Origin of the sequence: Denitrificimonas caeni (assembly GCF_905120345.1) — a bacterium.
Classification (GTDB): Bacteria; Pseudomonadota; Gammaproteobacteria; order Pseudomonadales; family Pseudomonadaceae; genus Denitrificimonas; species Denitrificimonas caeni_A.
Genome location: NZ_CAJHOA010000001.1, coordinates 721,075 through 737,362, shown reverse-complemented (window position 1 = coordinate 737,362; position 16,288 = coordinate 721,075). Strand labels below are relative to the sequence as shown.

Below are 16,288 nucleotides of genomic sequence, written 5' to 3'. Positions count from 1 at the left end.
ACAATGAAACTGCCGATCTATCTAGATTATTCAGCAACCACCCCAGTTGATCCACGAGTGGCGAAGAAAATGTGTGAGTGTCTCACGCTGGATGGTAACTTTGGTAATGCTGCGTCACGTTCGCACGTGTATGGCTGGCGTGCTGAAGAAGCCATTGAGCATGCGCGCCGCCAGGTTGCCGATTTAATTAAAGCCGATCCGCGCGAAATTGTTTGGACTTCGGGTGCGACAGAGTCAAATAACCTTGCTATTAAGGGCGCTGCACATTTTTATGTCAGCAAAGGCAAACATATTGTTACCTCTAAGCTTGAGCATAAAGCAGTGTTGGACACCACGCGTCAGTTAGAGCGTGAAGGTTACGAAGTGACCTACTTAGAGCCTTGCGAAGATGGTTTGATTACTGTCGATATGGTCGCTGCAGCATTGCGTGAAGATACAATTTTAGTGTCGATCATGCATGTCAATAACGAAATTGGTACGATCAATGATATCGCTGCAATTGGTGAACTAACTCGCTCGAAAGGTGTGTTATTTCATGTTGATGCGGCGCAGTCAGCGGGTAAAGTTGAAATTGATCTTGAGAAAATGAAAGTCGACTTAATGTCCTTTTCTGCTCACAAAGCCTACGGTCCTAAAGGCATGGGTGCGCTTTATGTGCGTCGTAAGCCGCGCGTGCGTTTAGAAGCACAAATGCACGGTGGTGGGCACGAGCGTGGTATGCGTTCAGGTACCTTAGCGACTCACCAAATCGTTGGTATGGGCGAAGCCTTTGAGTTGGCGCGTTTAGAAATGGCTGAAGAAAGCCAGCGTGTCGCTGTACTCAATAAGCGTTTTTATGACAAGGTCCGTGATATGGACGAACTGTACTTAAATGGCAGTGCGACCCAGCGTGTACCGCATAACTTGAACCTCAGCTTTAACTATGTTGAGGGCGAGTCGTTAATTATGGCTTTGAAAGACATGGCGGTGTCCTCAGGTTCAGCCTGTACTTCTGCTTCGTTAGAGCCTTCGTATGTGCTACGTGCGTTAGGCCGTAGTGATGAGTTGGCGCACAGTTCGATTCGCTTTACCTTCGGACGTTTTACTACGGAAGAAGAAGTGGATCATGCGGCCGGACAAATTCGTGAAGCAGTCCAGCGTCTACGTGATTTATCACCGCTGTGGGACATGCATAACGACGGCGTTGACCTCTCTAAAGTTGAGTGGCAAGCACATTAATACTTGCCCGTTAAATAAGGAATACCATCATGGCATATAGTGATAAGGTCTTAGACCACTACGAGAACCCTCGCAACGTTGGCAAAATGGACGCCGATGCTCCTGATGTGGGTACCGGCATGGTCGGTGCACCAGCCTGTGGCGATGTAATGCGCTTGCAGATTCAAGTCAGTGATGACGGTATCATTCAGGATGCGAAATTTAAAACATACGGCTGTGGCTCTGCCATTGCATCCAGCTCCTTAGCGACAGAATGGATGAAAGGTAAAACCATTGATGAAGCTGAGCTGATTAAAAACACCACTATTGCTGAAGAATTGGCGTTGCCACCAGTGAAGATTCACTGTTCAGTGTTAGCGGAAGATGCGATCAAAGCAGCAGTGCGAGATTACAAGCAGAAAAAAGGCTTAATCTAAGAGGTTTGATATGGCGATCAGCTTAACAGAAGCCGCAGCAAATCATGTGCGGCGCTCACTTGAAAACCGTGGTAGCGGCGCAGGCATTCGTCTTGGTGTGCGCACCACCGGTTGTTCGGGTATGGCGTATGTGCTTGAGTTTGTTGATGAGCTGCAGCCTGATGATCAGGTGTTTGAAAGCTTTGGCATGAAAGTTATTATTGATCCGAAAAGTCTAGCCTATATCGACGGTACCGAACTCGATTTTGTTCGCGAAGGTATTAACGAAGGCTTTAAATTCAATAATCCTAATGTGCGTGGCGAATGCGGTTGCGGCGAAAGCTTCAGTGTGTAGTATGACGAATACAGAATACGCTGATTATTTTGCCTTATTTGGTCTGCAGTCAGGCTTCTTTATTGATGATAAAGCGTTGGCTGCAACCTACCGCGAGTTGGCAAAAGATGCGCATCCTGACCGTTTTGTTAACGCCTCTGCAGCGCAGCAGCGCGAAGCCGTGGAGCGAGCGGCGCAGTTAAATGATGCCTTTCAAACCTTAAAGTCGCCAACGCAGCGAGCGTTGTATTTGTTACGCCAGCAGGCGGAGTTGCCAGAAGAAACCACTATTGAAGATGGTGAGTTTTTATTGCAACAAATGGAATGGCGCGAGCAGCTTGAAGATTTACAAGAGCAAGCTGATCTTGCTGCGTTAGCAGAGTTTGTACGTGAGCTTAAGCAGGCTCGCAGTGCGATTGATCATGCGTTTGCGATTTGCATCGAAGATTCGGAGCAGCGCATACAAGCCGAGCGCTTAGCACGACGTATGCAGTTTTTAGATAAGATGTTTTATGAAGTGCGTCAGTTAGAAGAGCGCTTAGACGATTAACCCAAAGCCTGCGCATGCAGGCTGTCAGATTAAAGATCCGTATGGCCTTACTACAGATTGCTGAACCTGGACAAAGCCCACAACCTCACCAGCAGCGGCTGGCAGTGGGGATTGACTTAGGCACTACCAACTCATTAGTAGCGACCGTGCGCAGCGGTATTGCTGAGGCTTTGCCTGATGTCGACGGTCGTGTTGCACTGGCTTCGGCAGTGCGTTATCACGCTGACCGCATTGAGGTGGGACGCAGCGCGCGCGAAGCCGCTTCCAAAGACCCCTATAACTGTATTTTATCTGTTAAACGTTTGATGGGTCGTGGACTGGCAGATGTTCAACAACTTGGCGAGCAGTTGCCGTATCACTTCCAAGCCGGTAAGTCACATATGCCGTTTATTGAAACGGTACAAGGACCGAAAAGTCCTGTGGAGGTGTCAGCACATATCTTGCAGGCTTTGCGCGAACGTGCTGAAGCGACACTAGGTGGTGAGTTGGTGGGCGTCGTGATAACTGTTCCTGCTTATTTTGATGATGCTCAGCGCCAAGCCACCAAAGATGCCGCGCGTCTCGCGGGTCTCAATGTTTTACGTTTGCTTAATGAGCCCACTGCAGCAGCCGTTGCTTACGGGCTGGACCAGCAAGCAGAAGGTGTGGTGGTTATTTATGATTTAGGTGGTGGCACTTTTGATGTGTCTATTTTGCGCTTAAGTCGTGGTGTTTTTGAAGTGTTAGCCACCGGTGGTGACAGTGCTTTAGGCGGTGATGATTTTGATCATGTGATTGCTAATTGGGTGATTGAGCAAGCAGATCTATCCAGTAATCTGTCGCCTAGCCAGCAACGTGATTTGTTGGGAATAGCGTGTGCTGCGAAAGAAGCGCTAACCAGCGAAGACGTTGTTGCAATTGAGTATGCTGAGTGGCAAGGGCAGTTAAATCGTGACACTTTTGATGCGCTGATTGAGCCCTTAGTGGCACGCAGCTTAAAAGCCTGTCGCCGAGCCTTGCGTGACTCCGAAGTTGAGTTAGATGAGATAGAGTCAGTCGTAATGGTTGGCGGTTCAACCCGCGTGCCATTAGTACGTACCCGCGTCGGCGAACTATTTAATTGCACGCCGATGACAGATATCGATCCTGATCAAGTGGTCGCTATAGGTGCGGCGATCCAAGCCGACACTTTAGTGGGTAATAAGCGTGCTGGCGAAGAGTTGCTGTTGCTGGATGTGACACCTTTATCACTCGGTTTAGAAACGATGGGTGATTTAGTCGAAAAGATTATTCCGCGCAATACCACTATTCCGGTCACTCGTGCGCAAGATTTCACCACTGCGCGAGACGGACAAACCGCGATGGTTGTACATGTCTTACAAGGCGAGCGTGAGTTGGTGAGTGATTGCCGTTCATTGGCACGCTTTGAATTGCGTGGTATTCCGCCGATGATTGCTGGCGCGGCAAAAATTCGTGTGACCTTTCAGGTTGATGCGGATGGTCTGCTGGGTGTCACGGCGCGTGAGTTAGGCAGTGGTGTAGAGGCCAGTATTCAAGTTAAACCGTCGTATGGACTGACCGATTCAGAAATTGGTGGAATGTTAAAAGATTCTTTTGATCATGCTGCGCAAGATAAACAAGCACGTGCTTTACAAGAGCAGCGTGTCGATGCTGAACGATTGTTAGAAACTGTACGTTCTGCGCTGCAGGCTGACGCTGAGGCGTTATTAACTGAGCAAGAGCGTGCAGTGATTGAAGAACGTATGAGTGCGCTAGAAACAGTACGCAAAGCTGAAGATATCAACGCGATTGCTCGCCATATCCAGCAACTTAACCATGCAACGAACGAGTTCGCTGCACGCCGTCTGGATGCCACAGTAAAAGCTGCGCTGGCTGGACGACAACTTAATGAAATGGAGGGTTAATCCCTGTGCCGCAAATTATTTTTTTGCCTCATGCCGAACATTGTCCAGAGGGTGCGGTGATTGAAGCCATCCCTGGTGAAACCATTATGGATGCCGCGCTGCGTAATGGCATTGAGATTGAACATGCTTGTGAGATGTCCTGCGCTTGCACCACCTGTCACGTGATTGTGCGTGAGGGTTTGGGATCGCTTGAAGAGTCGGATGACTTAGAAGACGATATGCTGGATAAGGCGTGGGGGCTCGAGCCTGATTCACGGTTATCATGCCAAGCTGTGGTCAAAGATACTGATCTGACCGTGGAGATTCCAAAATACACTATCAACCAAGTATCAGAACGCCAGTAATCGACAGGAGCTCAAGATGAAATTGAAATGGGTAGATGTGCTTGAGATTGCAATTTCTTTAAGTGAGGCGCATGAGGATCTTGATCCGCGTTACATTAACTTTGTCAATTTACGTCGCTTAGTCACCGAACTGCCTGAGTTTGATGATGATCCTGAGCGCAGTGGCGAGAAAATTCTTGAGGCCATTCAAGCCGCTTGGATTGAAGAAGCTGAATAACGAGCGACTGAGTTAATTTGGCTTCTTGCAGAAAAATACTGCGTCTTAACCAAGTACCTGTGCGAGTGGCTACGCATTTCAGACAAACCCGCGTATAATTCGCGGGTTTAATCCTTCTAAAACTTAATTCACTGGAGTTCTACATGACTGTTCAACGTACATTCTCAATCATCAAGCCTGACGCCGTTGCAAAAAACGTTGTTGGCGAAATCGTTTCACGTTTTGAAAAAGCTGGTTTACGTGTTGTTGCCTCAAAAATGGTACAACTGTCAGAGCGCGAAGCAGGCGGTTTTTACGCTGAGCACAAAGAGCGTCCTTTCTACAAAGACCTCGTTAGCTTTATGACTTCAGGTCCAGTTATCGTTCAGGTTCTTGAAGGCGAAAACGCTATCGCTGCAAACCGTGATCTAATGGGCGCAACTAACCCTAAAGACGCTGCTGCCGGTACTATCCGTGCCGATTTCGCAGTCTCTATCGATGAAAACGCTGTACACGGTTCTGACTCAGAAGCCGCTGCTGCACGTGAAATTTCATACTTCTTCGCGGCAACTGAAGTATGTGACCGCATCCGTTAATAACGGATAGGTAAATAAAGGTGAATCCATGACAGCTGTAACTGCAAAAGTTAATTTACTTGGTTTGACGCGCGAACAATTGATTGAGTTTTTCGCTTCTATTGGCGAGAAAAAGTTTCGTGCAGACCAGGTGATGAAGTGGATTCACCATTTTGGTATCGATGATTTTACCGCGATGACTAACGTCAGTAAGGTTTTGCAAGAAAAGCTTACTGCCTGTGCTGAAATTCGTGGACCTGAGATTGTCAGCCAAGACATCTCTAGCGATGGCACCCGTAAGTGGGTGGTGCGTGTCGCTTCAGGCAGTTGTGTTGAGACTGTCTACATACCGCAAGGTACGCGCGGTACATTATGTGTTTCGTCCCAAGCAGGTTGCGCGTTAGATTGCAGCTTTTGCTCGACAGGAAAACAAGGTTTTAACAGTGATCTGACCAGTGCTGAAATTATTGGCCAAGTCTGGATTGCTTCGAAATCATTTGGCTCCATCCCCGGCACTGTTGAACGCTCCATCACTAACGTAGTGATGATGGGTATGGGCGAGCCATTACTGAATTTTAATAATGTTGTTGATGCGATGACCATTATGCTGGATGACTTAGGTTATGGTATTTCCAAGCGTAAGGTAACTCTGTCAACGGCAGGTGTTGCGCCGATGATTGATAAGCTCGGTGAACATATTGATGTGTCGCTGGCCTTATCTCTGCACGCACCCAACGATGCATTACGTAATACCTTGGTGCCGGTTAATAAAAAGTACCCTCTGAATGTGGTGCTGGATGCCTGTAAACGCTATGTCGCTAAACTGGGTGAAAAGCGTTTCTTGACCGTCGAATATACCTTGCTTAAAGATATCAATGATCTTCCAGAGCATGCTGAAGAGCTGGTTGAGTTATTGAAAGATGTACCCTGCAAAGTTAACTTGATTCCATTTAACCCCTTTCCATATTCAGGTTATGAGCGCCCGAGCAACAATGCTATTCGCCGCTTTCAGGATACCTTACACCATGCGGGTTATAGCGTGACCGTACGCATGCCGCGCGGTGAAGATATTGATGCCGCTTGCGGGCAGTTGGTTGGACAGGTACAAGATCGTACCCGCCGTAGCGAGCGCTATATTGCGGTACGCCAAGTCAGTGAGTAAGTGAAATGGCGGGCCATGAAGCAGCATGTCGAACTTAACTGGAGTGGATATGATTGTTCGTGCAGGGTTTTTACTGTTTATTAGCATGCTTAGTGCATGCGTATCCAGCGGTGGCATAGCCCCCCTACGTACTGAAGAGGGGCGTAATCAGGCACGTGACGCTTATATCCAACTCGGTATTGGTTACTTACAGCAAGGCATTACTGAACAAGCCAAAATGCCATTAAAAAAAGCATTGGAGATTGATCCTGACAGTGCTGATGCGCATGCAGCCTTGGCGTTGGTGTTTCAGAGCGAGTTAGAGCCTGAGTTAGCAGATCAGCACTATCGCAAAGCCTTGGCTCAAGGAAAAAATACCCGTATCCAAAATAACTATGGTAGTTTTTTGTATGAGCAAGGCCAGTACAAGGCCGCTTATGAACAGTTCAGTAGTGCAGCCGAAGATACTTTGTATAGCGGACGTTCGGGTGTTTTTGAAAATATGGGGCTAACGGCCTTGCGTTTAGGTAATAAAACCCTTGCGCTTAAGTATTTTGAGCGCTCTTTACGCTTAAATTCGCAACAATCACGTCCACTTTTAGAAGCAGCGTTGCTATTATACGAGCGCAAAGATTATCTTTCCGCGCAGAAATATTATGAGTCTTTTACGCAACTCAGTAATCATAATGCGCGAAGCTTATTACTTGGATTGCGCTTAGCTAAAATATTCCAAGACCGTAATCAAGCAGCCAGTTTACAGCTGCAACTTAAGCGCCTGTATCCCGCTAGCGCTGAGTATAAACAGTATCAATCGGAGCAGTGATGAGTGATGCACCCTTAGCAACAGGCGCGCAAGGTATTGCCGTAGGGCATATTCTGCGTGATGCACGAGTAGCGGCGGGTTGGACTGTGTCTGAAGTCGCCAAAAAACTGAATCTCACCCCACAAGTGGTTGAGTTTATTGAGAGTAATCAGTTTGAACGCTTGCATGGCACAACCTTTGCGCGTGGCTATATCCGTAGTTATGCAAAAGTGTTGGGCTTAGATGCCAGTCTGTTGGCGAAGCAGTTTGACCAGCAGATGGGTAGCGCAGGTGACATGCTGAATGTGGTGCAGAGCATCGACCATGTTGGCGAGGCCCGTCGTATTTCTCGAGGAATGTTGCAGTTTAGTTTATTTGTAGCTTTTTTAATTGTTATTGCTGCTGCTTATTATATCTGGCAAACGTTTAATACAGTGGCGTCTGATACCAGCAGCCAGTCGGCAGTTTTTGACCGTGTCGAAGTTGAACGCGCTGATGGCTCTGTCCATGTACAAACCCTTGATGAGCCTGAAGAGCAAGCGTTGGCTTTTGTACTTGAGGAAAATACTAGCAAAGAAGGTGTTCCGCTTGATCCTGACGCTGCTGTGGCGCCGCTCGCCGTTGATGCTGAGGAAAAGGGCACACAACCGCAAACGTTATCTACTGCAACTGATCAGCTCGCCGAGCCGACGGCTCAGATCAGTCAGCCTGAGATTACCGCTGTTAAAAAACAGCAAGAGCCCACGCAATTGCTTGCTGGTGTTGGCTCTGCGCAACTGAGTTTTGTCAATGATTGCTGGTTAAGAATCGTTGATGCTGACGGTAAAGAGATCAGCAGTGGTTTGAAACGTGCGGGTGAACAGTTGTCTGTCACGGGGAAAGCTCCGTTGGACGTTCACCTCGGTTACGCCACTGGTGTGAGTATTATTTATAATGGTGAACCTGTCGATTTTAGTTCGGCGATTCGTGGTGCTACTGCCAGAATTAAACTGGGCCAATAATTATGCATAAGCAAACTTTAATTCAACGTCGTGTTTCACGGAAAATCTATGTTGGTTCCGTGGCGGTAGGTGGTGATGCGCCGATCAGTGTGCAGAGTATGACCAATACCGATACCTGTGATGTCGATGCTACCGTCGCACAAATTTTACGCTTGGAGCATGCCGGTGCAGATATCGTACGTGTTTCAGTACCGGATATGGACGCTGCTGAAGCGTTTGGTCGGATCAAAAAGCTCGTACATGCACCGTTAGTTGCGGATATTCATTTTGATTATCGCATCGCCCTACGCGTAGCTGAACTGGGTGTTGATTGTTTGCGTATTAATCCTGGCAATATTGGTAGTCAAGCTCGGGTTAAAGCAGTGGTTGATGCTGCGCGTGACCGTGGTATACCGATTCGTATTGGCGTCAATGCCGGCTCGTTAGAAAAAGATTTACAGAAAAAATATGGCGAGCCAACGGCTGAGGCTTTAGTGGAATCAGCGTTACGTCATGTTGAGCACCTTGATCGTTTAAACTACCCAGACTTTAAAGTCAGTGTGAAAGCGTCTGATGTGTTTATGGCAGTGGCGGCGTACCGTCAGCTGGCTAAAGTTATTGATCAACCGCTGCACTTAGGTATTACCGAGGCGGGTGGTTTACGTTCGGGCACGGTTAAGTCTGCAGTCGGTTTAGGGATGTTATTGGCAGACGGCATTGGTGATACCATTCGCGTGTCTTTAGCTGCTGATCCTGTTGAAGAAATTAAAGTCGGTTTTGATATTTTAAAATCACTGAAGCTGCGTTCACGCGGTATTAATTTTATTGCGTGTCCAAGCTGTTCTCGGCAAAACTTTGATGTGGTGAAAACCATGAATGAGTTAGAGATGCGCTTGGAGGATTTATTGGTGCCTTTGGATGTTGCGGTGATTGGCTGTGTAGTCAATGGACCCGGTGAGGCAAAAGAAGTCCATGTGGGTTTGACCGGTGGTTCGCCGAACTTGATTTATATCGATGGCAAGCCAGTGCAAAAACTTAATAATGAAAACTTGGTGGATGAGCTTGAAGCGCTGATCCGCAAGCGTGCCAGTGAAAAAGTCGCAGCTGATGCGGCGCTTATTGTGCGCAGTTAATCGTCAAGGAAATTTTGTGAGTAAACCACTACAAGCCATTCGCGGCATGAATGATATTTTGCCTGAACAAACACCGCTATGGCGCTACTTTGAAAAAACCGTTGCGGATCTGCTAGACAGCTACAGCTATCGACAAATTCGTATGCCGATTGTTGAGTTTACCGAGCTGTTTAAGCGATCTATTGGTGAAGTTACTGATATCGTTGAAAAAGAAATGTACACCTTTGCTGACCGCAATGGTGATTCACTGACCTTGCGTCCAGAAGGCACGGCAAGTTGTGTGCGTGCGGTGCTTGAGCACAGCTTGGCCGCTGGCGGTCAAGTACAAAAGCTTTGGTATCAAGGTCCGATGTTCCGTCATGAGCGCCCACAAAAAGGTCGCTATCGTCAGTTTCACCAAGTGGGTGTCGAAGCCTTTAACTTGCCGGGTCCTGACGTTGATGCTGAGTTGATTGTGTTGACGTGGCGCTTATGGAAAAAGTTGGGTATTAGCGAGCATGTTACTCTCGAGCTTAATAGCCTAGGTACAGCGGCTTCACGTGCTGTTTACCGTGAGGCTCTAGTTGAGTATTTGCATGCGCGCCATGAACAGTTGGATGAGGACAGCCAGCGCCGCGTATTGACCAACCCTTTACGAGTATTGGACAGTAAAAGCCCTAGCACTCAGGCTTTATTGAGCGATGCTCCGCAGCTGGCTGATTATTTAGATGATGCTTCGCGTGCCCACTTTGCCGGTCTGTGTGCACGTTTGGATGCCGCAGGTGTGCCCTATGTGATCAATCCGCGCTTAGTACGGGGTTTAGACTATTACAGTGAAACCGTGTTTGAGTGGGTTACCGACCAGCTCGGAGCGCAAGGTACTGTCTGTGCCGGTGGACGTTATGACGGTCTAGTTGAGCAAATGGGTGGTCGAGCCACGCCAGGCGTTGGTTTTGCAATGGGTATCGAACGCTTGATTCTGATGCTGGAGACTCTGGGGCAAATTCCCGACGAACTGTCACGTCAGGTTGATGTCTATTTTTGCGCATTTGGCGAAGCCAGTGAGTTGGCCGCTTTAGCTTTGGCGGAAAAATTACGTGATGCCCAACCAAGATTACGTTTGCAGGTCAATGCGGGTGCCGGTAGTTTTAAAAGTCAGTTTAAAAAAGCTGACAAAAGTGGCGCATTATATGCCTTAATATTGGGCGAAGATGAATTACAGTCGAATACTGTCGCGATTAAGCCTTTGCGTACCGATGCTGAGCAGCAGTCTGTTGCCTGGGATGCATTAAGCGAGCACTTACAGGTCTGCTTGAAAAACGACTCATCATTTATTAAATAGGAGTATCAGCGTGAGCGATTACACTGAAGAAGAACAAGTTGCGCTGATTAAAGAATGGTGGCAGCGTAACGGTAAGCCTCTGTTAGCTGGTGGTGCATTGGCGTTGGTTATTGTTTTTGGTTGGCAGGCGTGGCAAAAACACCAAGTTAACCAAGCACAAACATCCTCTGTACTCTATCAGCAGTTGCTGGAAGTGGCTTTAGTGCCGACTGAACAAGTGGATGCGCAACAGGTTGCGAAGTTATTAGCTGAACTTAAAAAAGTTAACGCAGACAGTGCTTATACACAGTATGCGAGTTTATTAGTTGCTAAAGTAGCCGTAGATAACAAGCAATTGGATGATGCCGCGCTTGAGCTTAACGCTGTTTTAGCCAAACCGGCTAATGACACTTTGGCTGAACTTGCTCGCCAGCGTTTAGCTCGAGTACTGTTAGCTCAAGAACAAGCAGAACAGGCTCTGAAGTTGCTCGATGGGAAAGTGTTACCGGCTTTTGCCGCGACACGTGATGAGTTACGTGGTGATGCTTTAGTGATTTTAGAGCGTCCTGCTGAAGCTAAGGCAGCGTATCAACAAGCCAAACAAGCCTTGCCGCCTGAAGCCGCGGCAGGTAGTTTATTGATGAAACTTGATAACTTAAGTGAAAAGGATGCCTAACTTGAAACGATACAAGTATATGGCTGTGCTTGCTTTAGCGCTGCTAGCCATCGGTTGCAGCAGCACCAGCAAAAAAGAATTAAAACCGCAACCATTGGAAAAAATCACCTCCGAAATTAAACTCAATAAAGAGTGGAGTAAATCAGTCGGTGACGGACAAGGTAAACTGTGGAATACCTTGACGCCAGCGATCGATGGTGGGCATTTATTTGTTACTGATGTTAAGGGTCGTGTCTCGGCGCTCGATCGTTATACGGGTAGTACTGTTTGGACGCGCAAACTGAAACTTAATGTTTCTGGTGGTGTGGGTGTAGGCCACGGGATGGTCTTGCTGGGTACTCTGAACGGTGATGTGATTGCGCTAAATGCTGATACTGGTGAAGATCTGTGGCGTAGTAAAGTGACCAGTGAAGTGTTAGCTGCACCTGCTACTAACGGTAATATTGTAGTTGTACAAACCCAAGATGACCGTTTGATTGCCTTGGAAGCCTCAACAGGTGAGCAGCGTTGGATTTATGAAAATACCCCTGCAGTGTTAACCCTGCGTGGTACAGGTGCACCCGTTGTTACCGAATATATTGCGTATGCGGGCCTATCCACTGGTAAAATTATTGCCATAGATACCGACCGTGGTTTGCCGATTTGGGAGCAGCGTATAGCTGTACCCAGCGGGCGTACTGAGCTTGAACGTATGGTGGATATCGATGGTGGCTTATTGCTGGCGAGTAACACCTTATATGTGGCTACTTATCAGGGACGCATAGCAGGGCTTGACTCGCAAACTGGGCAGATATTGTGGCAGCGTGAAGGGTCCAGTTATGTCGGTATGGCCGCAGGTTTCGGTAATGCCTATGCCAGCTTGGCAGATGGTACTGTTGAAGGTGTCGATCAGCGTTCATCTTCAGCAATGTGGAGTAATAAGTCTTTACTTCGTCGTCAGCTATCAGCCCCTGCTGTATTTTCAAGTTATATAGCAGTCGGTGATGTTGAAGGTTATCTGCATGTTCTAAGCCAAGTTGATGGGCGTTTTGTAGGACGTACTAAAATTGATGGTAAAGGAATACGTGTACAACCTCTAGAGGTTGGTGGCTGGCTGTATGTTTACGGTAATGGCGGCAAACTGGTTGCCTTAACCATTAAGTAAGCTGTTAGATAGGTTTAACCTGTCTAACCAATAGTTTAGCCGCTGTCGTTAGATCGACAGCGGCTTTTGTGTTTTTTGAATTATCGCTGGAGGAGCCAATGGTTCCCGTAATTGCTCTGGTGGGCCGACCGAATGTCGGCAAATCGACGTTGTTTAACCGCCTGACTAGATCCCGCGATGCGATTGTAGGCGACATTCCTGGACTGACGCGTGACCGCCAATACGGCGAAGCGAAGTGGCAGGAACGCAGTTATATTTTGATCGACACGGGTGGTATCACCGGTGACGAAGAAGGTATCGATGCAAAAATGGCCGAACAATCGCTGCTCGCGATTGAAGAAGCAGATGTGGTGTTATTTTTAGTTGATGCGCGTGATGGCATGTGTCCTGCGGATCAAATGATTGGCGAGCACCTGCGCAAACGTAATAAAACCACGCTAGTGGTGGTTAATAAAGTCGATCACATCGATGAAAATATCGCTTTAGCTGAGTTTAGTCCGCTGGGCTTAAGCAGTTATGTGGCGATTGCTGCGGCACATGGCCGTGGTATCACGCAGATGCTTGAGTTAAGTCTCGGTGACTTTCCGAAAGATGACGTTGAAGACGAAATCGATCTGGACAATATCGTTGAAGGCGTAGACCTTAAACGTATTCCCGGACCTGATGCTAAAGATGGCATTAAGATCGCTATTATCGGTCGTCCGAACGTGGGTAAATCCACGCTGGTCAACCGCATGCTGGGTGAGCAGCGTGTAGTGGTATTTGATCAGCCGGGTACGACGCGCGACAGTATCTATATTCCCTTCGAGCGTGATGATGAAAAATATACTCTGATCGATACTGCGGGTGTACGTCGTCGCGGTAAAATTTCGGAGGAAGTAGAAAAGTTCTCGGTGGTGAAAACCTTGCAAGCCATTAAAGACGCCAACGTGGTGATCTTTGTGATGGATGCTCGCGAAGGCGTGGTTGATCATGATCTGAACTTACTGGGCTTTGCTTTAGAGTCGGGTCGAGCCATTGTGATCGCGCTGAATAAGTGGGATGGCATGCAGCCAAGTGAACGCGAATATGCAAAGAAAGAGCTGGAACGTCGCTTGTACTTTGTTGATTTTGCCGACATTCACTTTATTTCTGCTTTGCACGGCACGGGTGTGGGTCATCTGTATAAATCAGTACAAGCGGCCTTTACTTCGGCGATTACCCGTTGGCCGACCAACCGCTTAACACAAATTCTTGAAGATGCAGTGCGTGAGCACCAACCGCCGATGGTCGCAGGGCATCGTATTAAGCTGCGTTATGCGCACTTAGGCGGTGCGAACCCTCCGTTGATTATTATTCACGGTAATCAAGTTGAAGCGGTACCTAAAAGCTATGTGCGTTACTTAGAAAACACCTACCGTCGCGTGTTGAAATTAGTCGGTACACCGATTCGTATTGAGTTTAAAGGCGGTTCCAACCCCTTTGAAGGCAAGAAAAACAAACTCAGTGATCGTCAGGTGAATAAAAAACGTCGCTTAATGGCCAATAAAAAAGAAAGAGATGAGCGTAAAAAGAAAAAGTAAGCGGTGTCGCCAGGTGCTTGCATAAGCATCTGGCTTTGGCGATGGCCTGAGCCTAGGAATTATAAAAATGCAGCTGCAGAGTAAATTACCTCACGTTGGATTAACCATCTTTACGCAGATGTCACAGTTGGCCAGTGCTCATGGTGCGTTAAATCTATCCCAGGGCTTTCCTGACTTTGATGCCCCAGACGCACTTAAAGACGCCGTGCAGCGGCATGTACAAGCGGGACATAATCAGTATGCCCCGATGACTGGTATTGCTGCCTTGCGTGAGCAAGTCGCCAGTAAAATTGCCCGTTTATATCGAAATCCTGTCTGCGCTGAGCAAGAAGTGACTATTACCCCCGGTGCGACTCAAGCATTGTTTTGTGCGATTCAAACCTTGGTGCGTGTTGGTGACGAGGTGATTGTCTTTGATCCCTGTTACGACAGCTATGAGCCCGCGGTGACTCTAGCTGGCGGACGCTGTGTGCATATTGCTCTTAATAGCCCGGATTTTTCAGTGGATTGGCAAATCTTTGCTGATGCATTAACTGAGCGCACCCGCTTAGTGATTATCAACAGTCCGCATAATCCAAGTGGTGCTTTGCTTCGTCAGGCTGATTTAAATCAGCTGGCCGATTTGATTCGTGAACGTGATATTTATCTGCTTAGTGATGAAGTGTACGAGCATTTGGTTTTTGATGGTCAGCTGCACTCAAGTGTTTTGGCGCATGAAGAGTTGTATCAGCGTGCCTGTGTAGTCAGTTCTTTTGGAAAAACTTACCATGTTACAGGCTGGAAAACGGGTTACATGGTCGCCCCTCCAGCATTAACGGAAGAGCTGCGCAAGGTGCACCAATATGTGAGCTTTTGTGCGGTGACGCCTCTGCAGTATGCACTAGCAGATTTTATGCAGGCGCAGCCAGAGCATGTGGATCAGCTCCCAGCTTTCTATCAGCATAAGCGCGATCAGCTTTGTCAGGCGTTACAATATTCTCGATTTACCTTTGTACCGACAGCCAGTACCTATTTTCAGTTGCTTGATTATCGCAATATCCGTGATGATCTCAATGATGTGCAAATGGCTCACTGGTTGACGACAGAGCACGGTGTTGCCAGCATACCTTTATCGGTTTTTTACCAACGGCCGCCAACAGAACAGTATTTGTTACGTGTATGTTTTGCTAAGCGGGCGCAGACGCTGGAGTTAGCAGGGGAGAAGTTATGCGCGATTTAACGGCATTGCCTGATTTGCAGTTAGCGCTGGTGCAAAGCCCATTGGTATGGCATGAAGTAACAGCAAATTTGCAGCATTTTAGCAAGATGCTGACAGACCTGCAGGCTGTTGATTTGGTGTTGCTCCCAGAAATGTTTAACACCGGCTTTACCATGGATTCAGCTGCGCAAGCTGAGCCTGAAATGGGGCCAACGACGCAATGGCTATTACAGCAAGCACAACGCTTAAACGCTGTGGTATGTGGCAGTTTAATCGTCCAAGTCGCCGACAATGATTACCGTAATCGTCTGATTTGGGCTCGCCCTGATGGCAGCTTAGCGCATTATGATAAGCGGCATTTGTTCCGTATGGCCGGAGAGCATCAATACTTTACCGCGGGTGAAGAACAGCTGCAGCTTGAGTTAAAAGGTTGGCGTATTCGGCCTCTAATCTGCTATGACCTGCGATTTCCTGTTTGGAGTCGCGATGCTCAAAATACTGATTTGCTGTTTTATTTAGCCAGCTGGCCGGCAACACGCAGTTCAGCTTGGAATCGTTTATTACCGGCCCGCGCGATAGAAAATATATGCTACGTTGCTGCGGTAAATCGTATCGGCGTTGACCAGAATGGCTACGGGTACCAAGGTGATAGCCAAGTGTTGGATTTTATGGGTGAACCTCTGTTGCATGCTGCTGATCAGCAGGGCGTGTTTTATGCCACATTGCCAGCACGGGCACTGGTTGAGTTTAAGCAGCGCTTTCCAGCCTATTTAGATGCTGATCAGTTTGCCTTTAGTTAAGTCAACTCAGTTCAGTTGGCATTGTCTTTAAGGCGT

At 47.8% G+C, this 16,288-nt stretch carries 18 protein-coding genes; all 18 read left to right on the top strand.

The genetic code is table 11. The features are described 5' to 3' along the window. Positions 1 to 3: 3 nt before the first annotated feature. The 18 genes from JYJ62_RS03415 (at position 4) to JYJ62_RS03330 (ending at position 16,252) form a co-directional block, all read left to right on the top strand. Entirely contained in the window at positions 4 to 1,218 is a 1,215-nt protein-coding gene (locus JYJ62_RS03415; protein WP_205340768.1) for an IscS subfamily cysteine desulfurase, read from the top strand. A 29-nt stretch (positions 1,219 to 1,247) separates the two neighbouring features. Beyond that, entirely contained in the window at positions 1,248 to 1,634 is a 387-nt protein-coding gene (iscU, locus tag JYJ62_RS03410) for a Fe-S cluster assembly scaffold IscU (protein ID WP_205340767.1), read from the top strand. A 10-nt stretch (positions 1,635 to 1,644) separates the two neighbouring features. Continuing rightward, positions 1,645 to 1,968: an iron-sulfur cluster assembly protein IscA gene (gene iscA / locus JYJ62_RS03405; RefSeq protein WP_205340766.1), complete on the top strand. Its 324-nt coding sequence runs from the start codon at positions 1,645 to 1,647 to the stop codon at positions 1,966 to 1,968. A 1-nt stretch (position 1,969) separates the two neighbouring features. Further along, positions 1,970 to 2,497, top strand: coding sequence for a co-chaperone HscB (gene hscB / locus JYJ62_RS03400; RefSeq protein WP_205340765.1), 528 nt, complete (start codon positions 1,970 to 1,972; stop codon positions 2,495 to 2,497). Between the two features lie 41 nt (positions 2,498 to 2,538). Then, entirely contained in the window at positions 2,539 to 4,401 is a 1,863-nt protein-coding gene (gene hscA, locus JYJ62_RS03395) for a Fe-S protein assembly chaperone HscA (RefSeq protein WP_205340764.1), read from the top strand. Between the two features lie 5 nt (positions 4,402 to 4,406). Next, positions 4,407 to 4,745: an ISC system 2Fe-2S type ferredoxin gene (gene fdx, locus JYJ62_RS03390; protein WP_205340763.1), complete on the top strand. Its 339-nt coding sequence runs from the start codon at positions 4,407 to 4,409 to the stop codon at positions 4,743 to 4,745. A gap of 16 nt (positions 4,746 to 4,761) precedes the next feature. Next, positions 4,762 to 4,962 (top strand): Fe-S cluster assembly protein IscX, encoded by a 201-nt coding sequence (iscX, locus tag JYJ62_RS03385; RefSeq protein WP_205340762.1) that lies wholly within the window; start codon positions 4,762 to 4,764, stop codon positions 4,960 to 4,962. A gap of 143 nt (positions 4,963 to 5,105) precedes the next feature. Further along, entirely contained in the window at positions 5,106 to 5,537 is a 432-nt protein-coding gene (ndk, locus tag JYJ62_RS03380; RefSeq protein ID WP_205340761.1) for a nucleoside-diphosphate kinase, read from the top strand. 28 nt (positions 5,538 to 5,565) lie between these two features. Next, complete coding sequence (rlmN, locus tag JYJ62_RS03375) at positions 5,566 to 6,678, top strand: 23S rRNA (adenine(2503)-C(2))-methyltransferase RlmN (protein WP_205340760.1); 1,113 nt, start codon at positions 5,566 to 5,568, stop codon at positions 6,676 to 6,678. A gap of 49 nt (positions 6,679 to 6,727) precedes the next feature. Next, positions 6,728 to 7,480 (top strand): type IV pilus biogenesis/stability protein PilW, encoded by a 753-nt coding sequence (gene pilW, locus JYJ62_RS03370; protein ID WP_205340846.1) that lies wholly within the window; start codon positions 6,728 to 6,730, stop codon positions 7,478 to 7,480. Next, positions 7,480 to 8,460, top strand: coding sequence for a RodZ domain-containing protein (locus JYJ62_RS03365; protein ID WP_205340759.1), 981 nt, complete (start codon positions 7,480 to 7,482; stop codon positions 8,458 to 8,460). The genes pilW and JYJ62_RS03365 overlap by 1 nt, the downstream gene beginning before the upstream one ends. Before the next feature lie 2 nt (positions 8,461 to 8,462). Further along, a complete protein-coding gene (gene ispG / locus JYJ62_RS03360) occupies positions 8,463 to 9,572 on the top strand; it encodes a flavodoxin-dependent (E)-4-hydroxy-3-methylbut-2-enyl-diphosphate synthase (protein WP_232365698.1) in 1,110 nt (369 codons plus the stop codon). Positions 9,573 to 9,588: 16 nt separating this feature from the next. Next, positions 9,589 to 10,893 carry a histidine--tRNA ligase gene (hisS, locus tag JYJ62_RS03355; RefSeq protein ID WP_205340758.1) on the top strand — a complete coding sequence of 435 codons (1,305 nt, stop codon included), beginning with the start codon at positions 9,589 to 9,591 and terminating at the stop codon, positions 10,891 to 10,893. A gap of 10 nt (positions 10,894 to 10,903) precedes the next feature. Further along, positions 10,904 to 11,548: a YfgM family protein gene (locus JYJ62_RS03350; protein ID WP_205340757.1), complete on the top strand. Its 645-nt coding sequence runs from the start codon at positions 10,904 to 10,906 to the stop codon at positions 11,546 to 11,548. After that, the gene (gene bamB / locus JYJ62_RS03345; protein WP_205340756.1) at positions 11,541 to 12,692 is read left to right on the top strand and encodes an outer membrane protein assembly factor BamB; all 1,152 of its coding nucleotides are present in this window, start codon (positions 11,541 to 11,543) and stop codon (positions 12,690 to 12,692) included. Before JYJ62_RS03350 ends, bamB begins: the two co-directional genes overlap by 8 nt. A gap of 98 nt (positions 12,693 to 12,790) precedes the next feature. Next, entirely contained in the window at positions 12,791 to 14,254 is a 1,464-nt protein-coding gene (der, locus tag JYJ62_RS03340; protein ID WP_205340755.1) for a ribosome biogenesis GTPase Der, read from the top strand. A gap of 67 nt (positions 14,255 to 14,321) precedes the next feature. Further along, a complete protein-coding gene (locus JYJ62_RS03335) occupies positions 14,322 to 15,473 on the top strand; it encodes a pyridoxal phosphate-dependent aminotransferase (RefSeq protein WP_205340754.1) in 1,152 nt (383 codons plus the stop codon). Further along, complete coding sequence (locus JYJ62_RS03330; RefSeq protein WP_205340753.1) at positions 15,461 to 16,252, top strand: amidohydrolase; 792 nt, start codon at positions 15,461 to 15,463, stop codon at positions 16,250 to 16,252. The genes JYJ62_RS03335 and JYJ62_RS03330 overlap by 13 nt, the downstream gene beginning before the upstream one ends. Positions 16,253 to 16,288 lie beyond the last annotated feature (36 nt).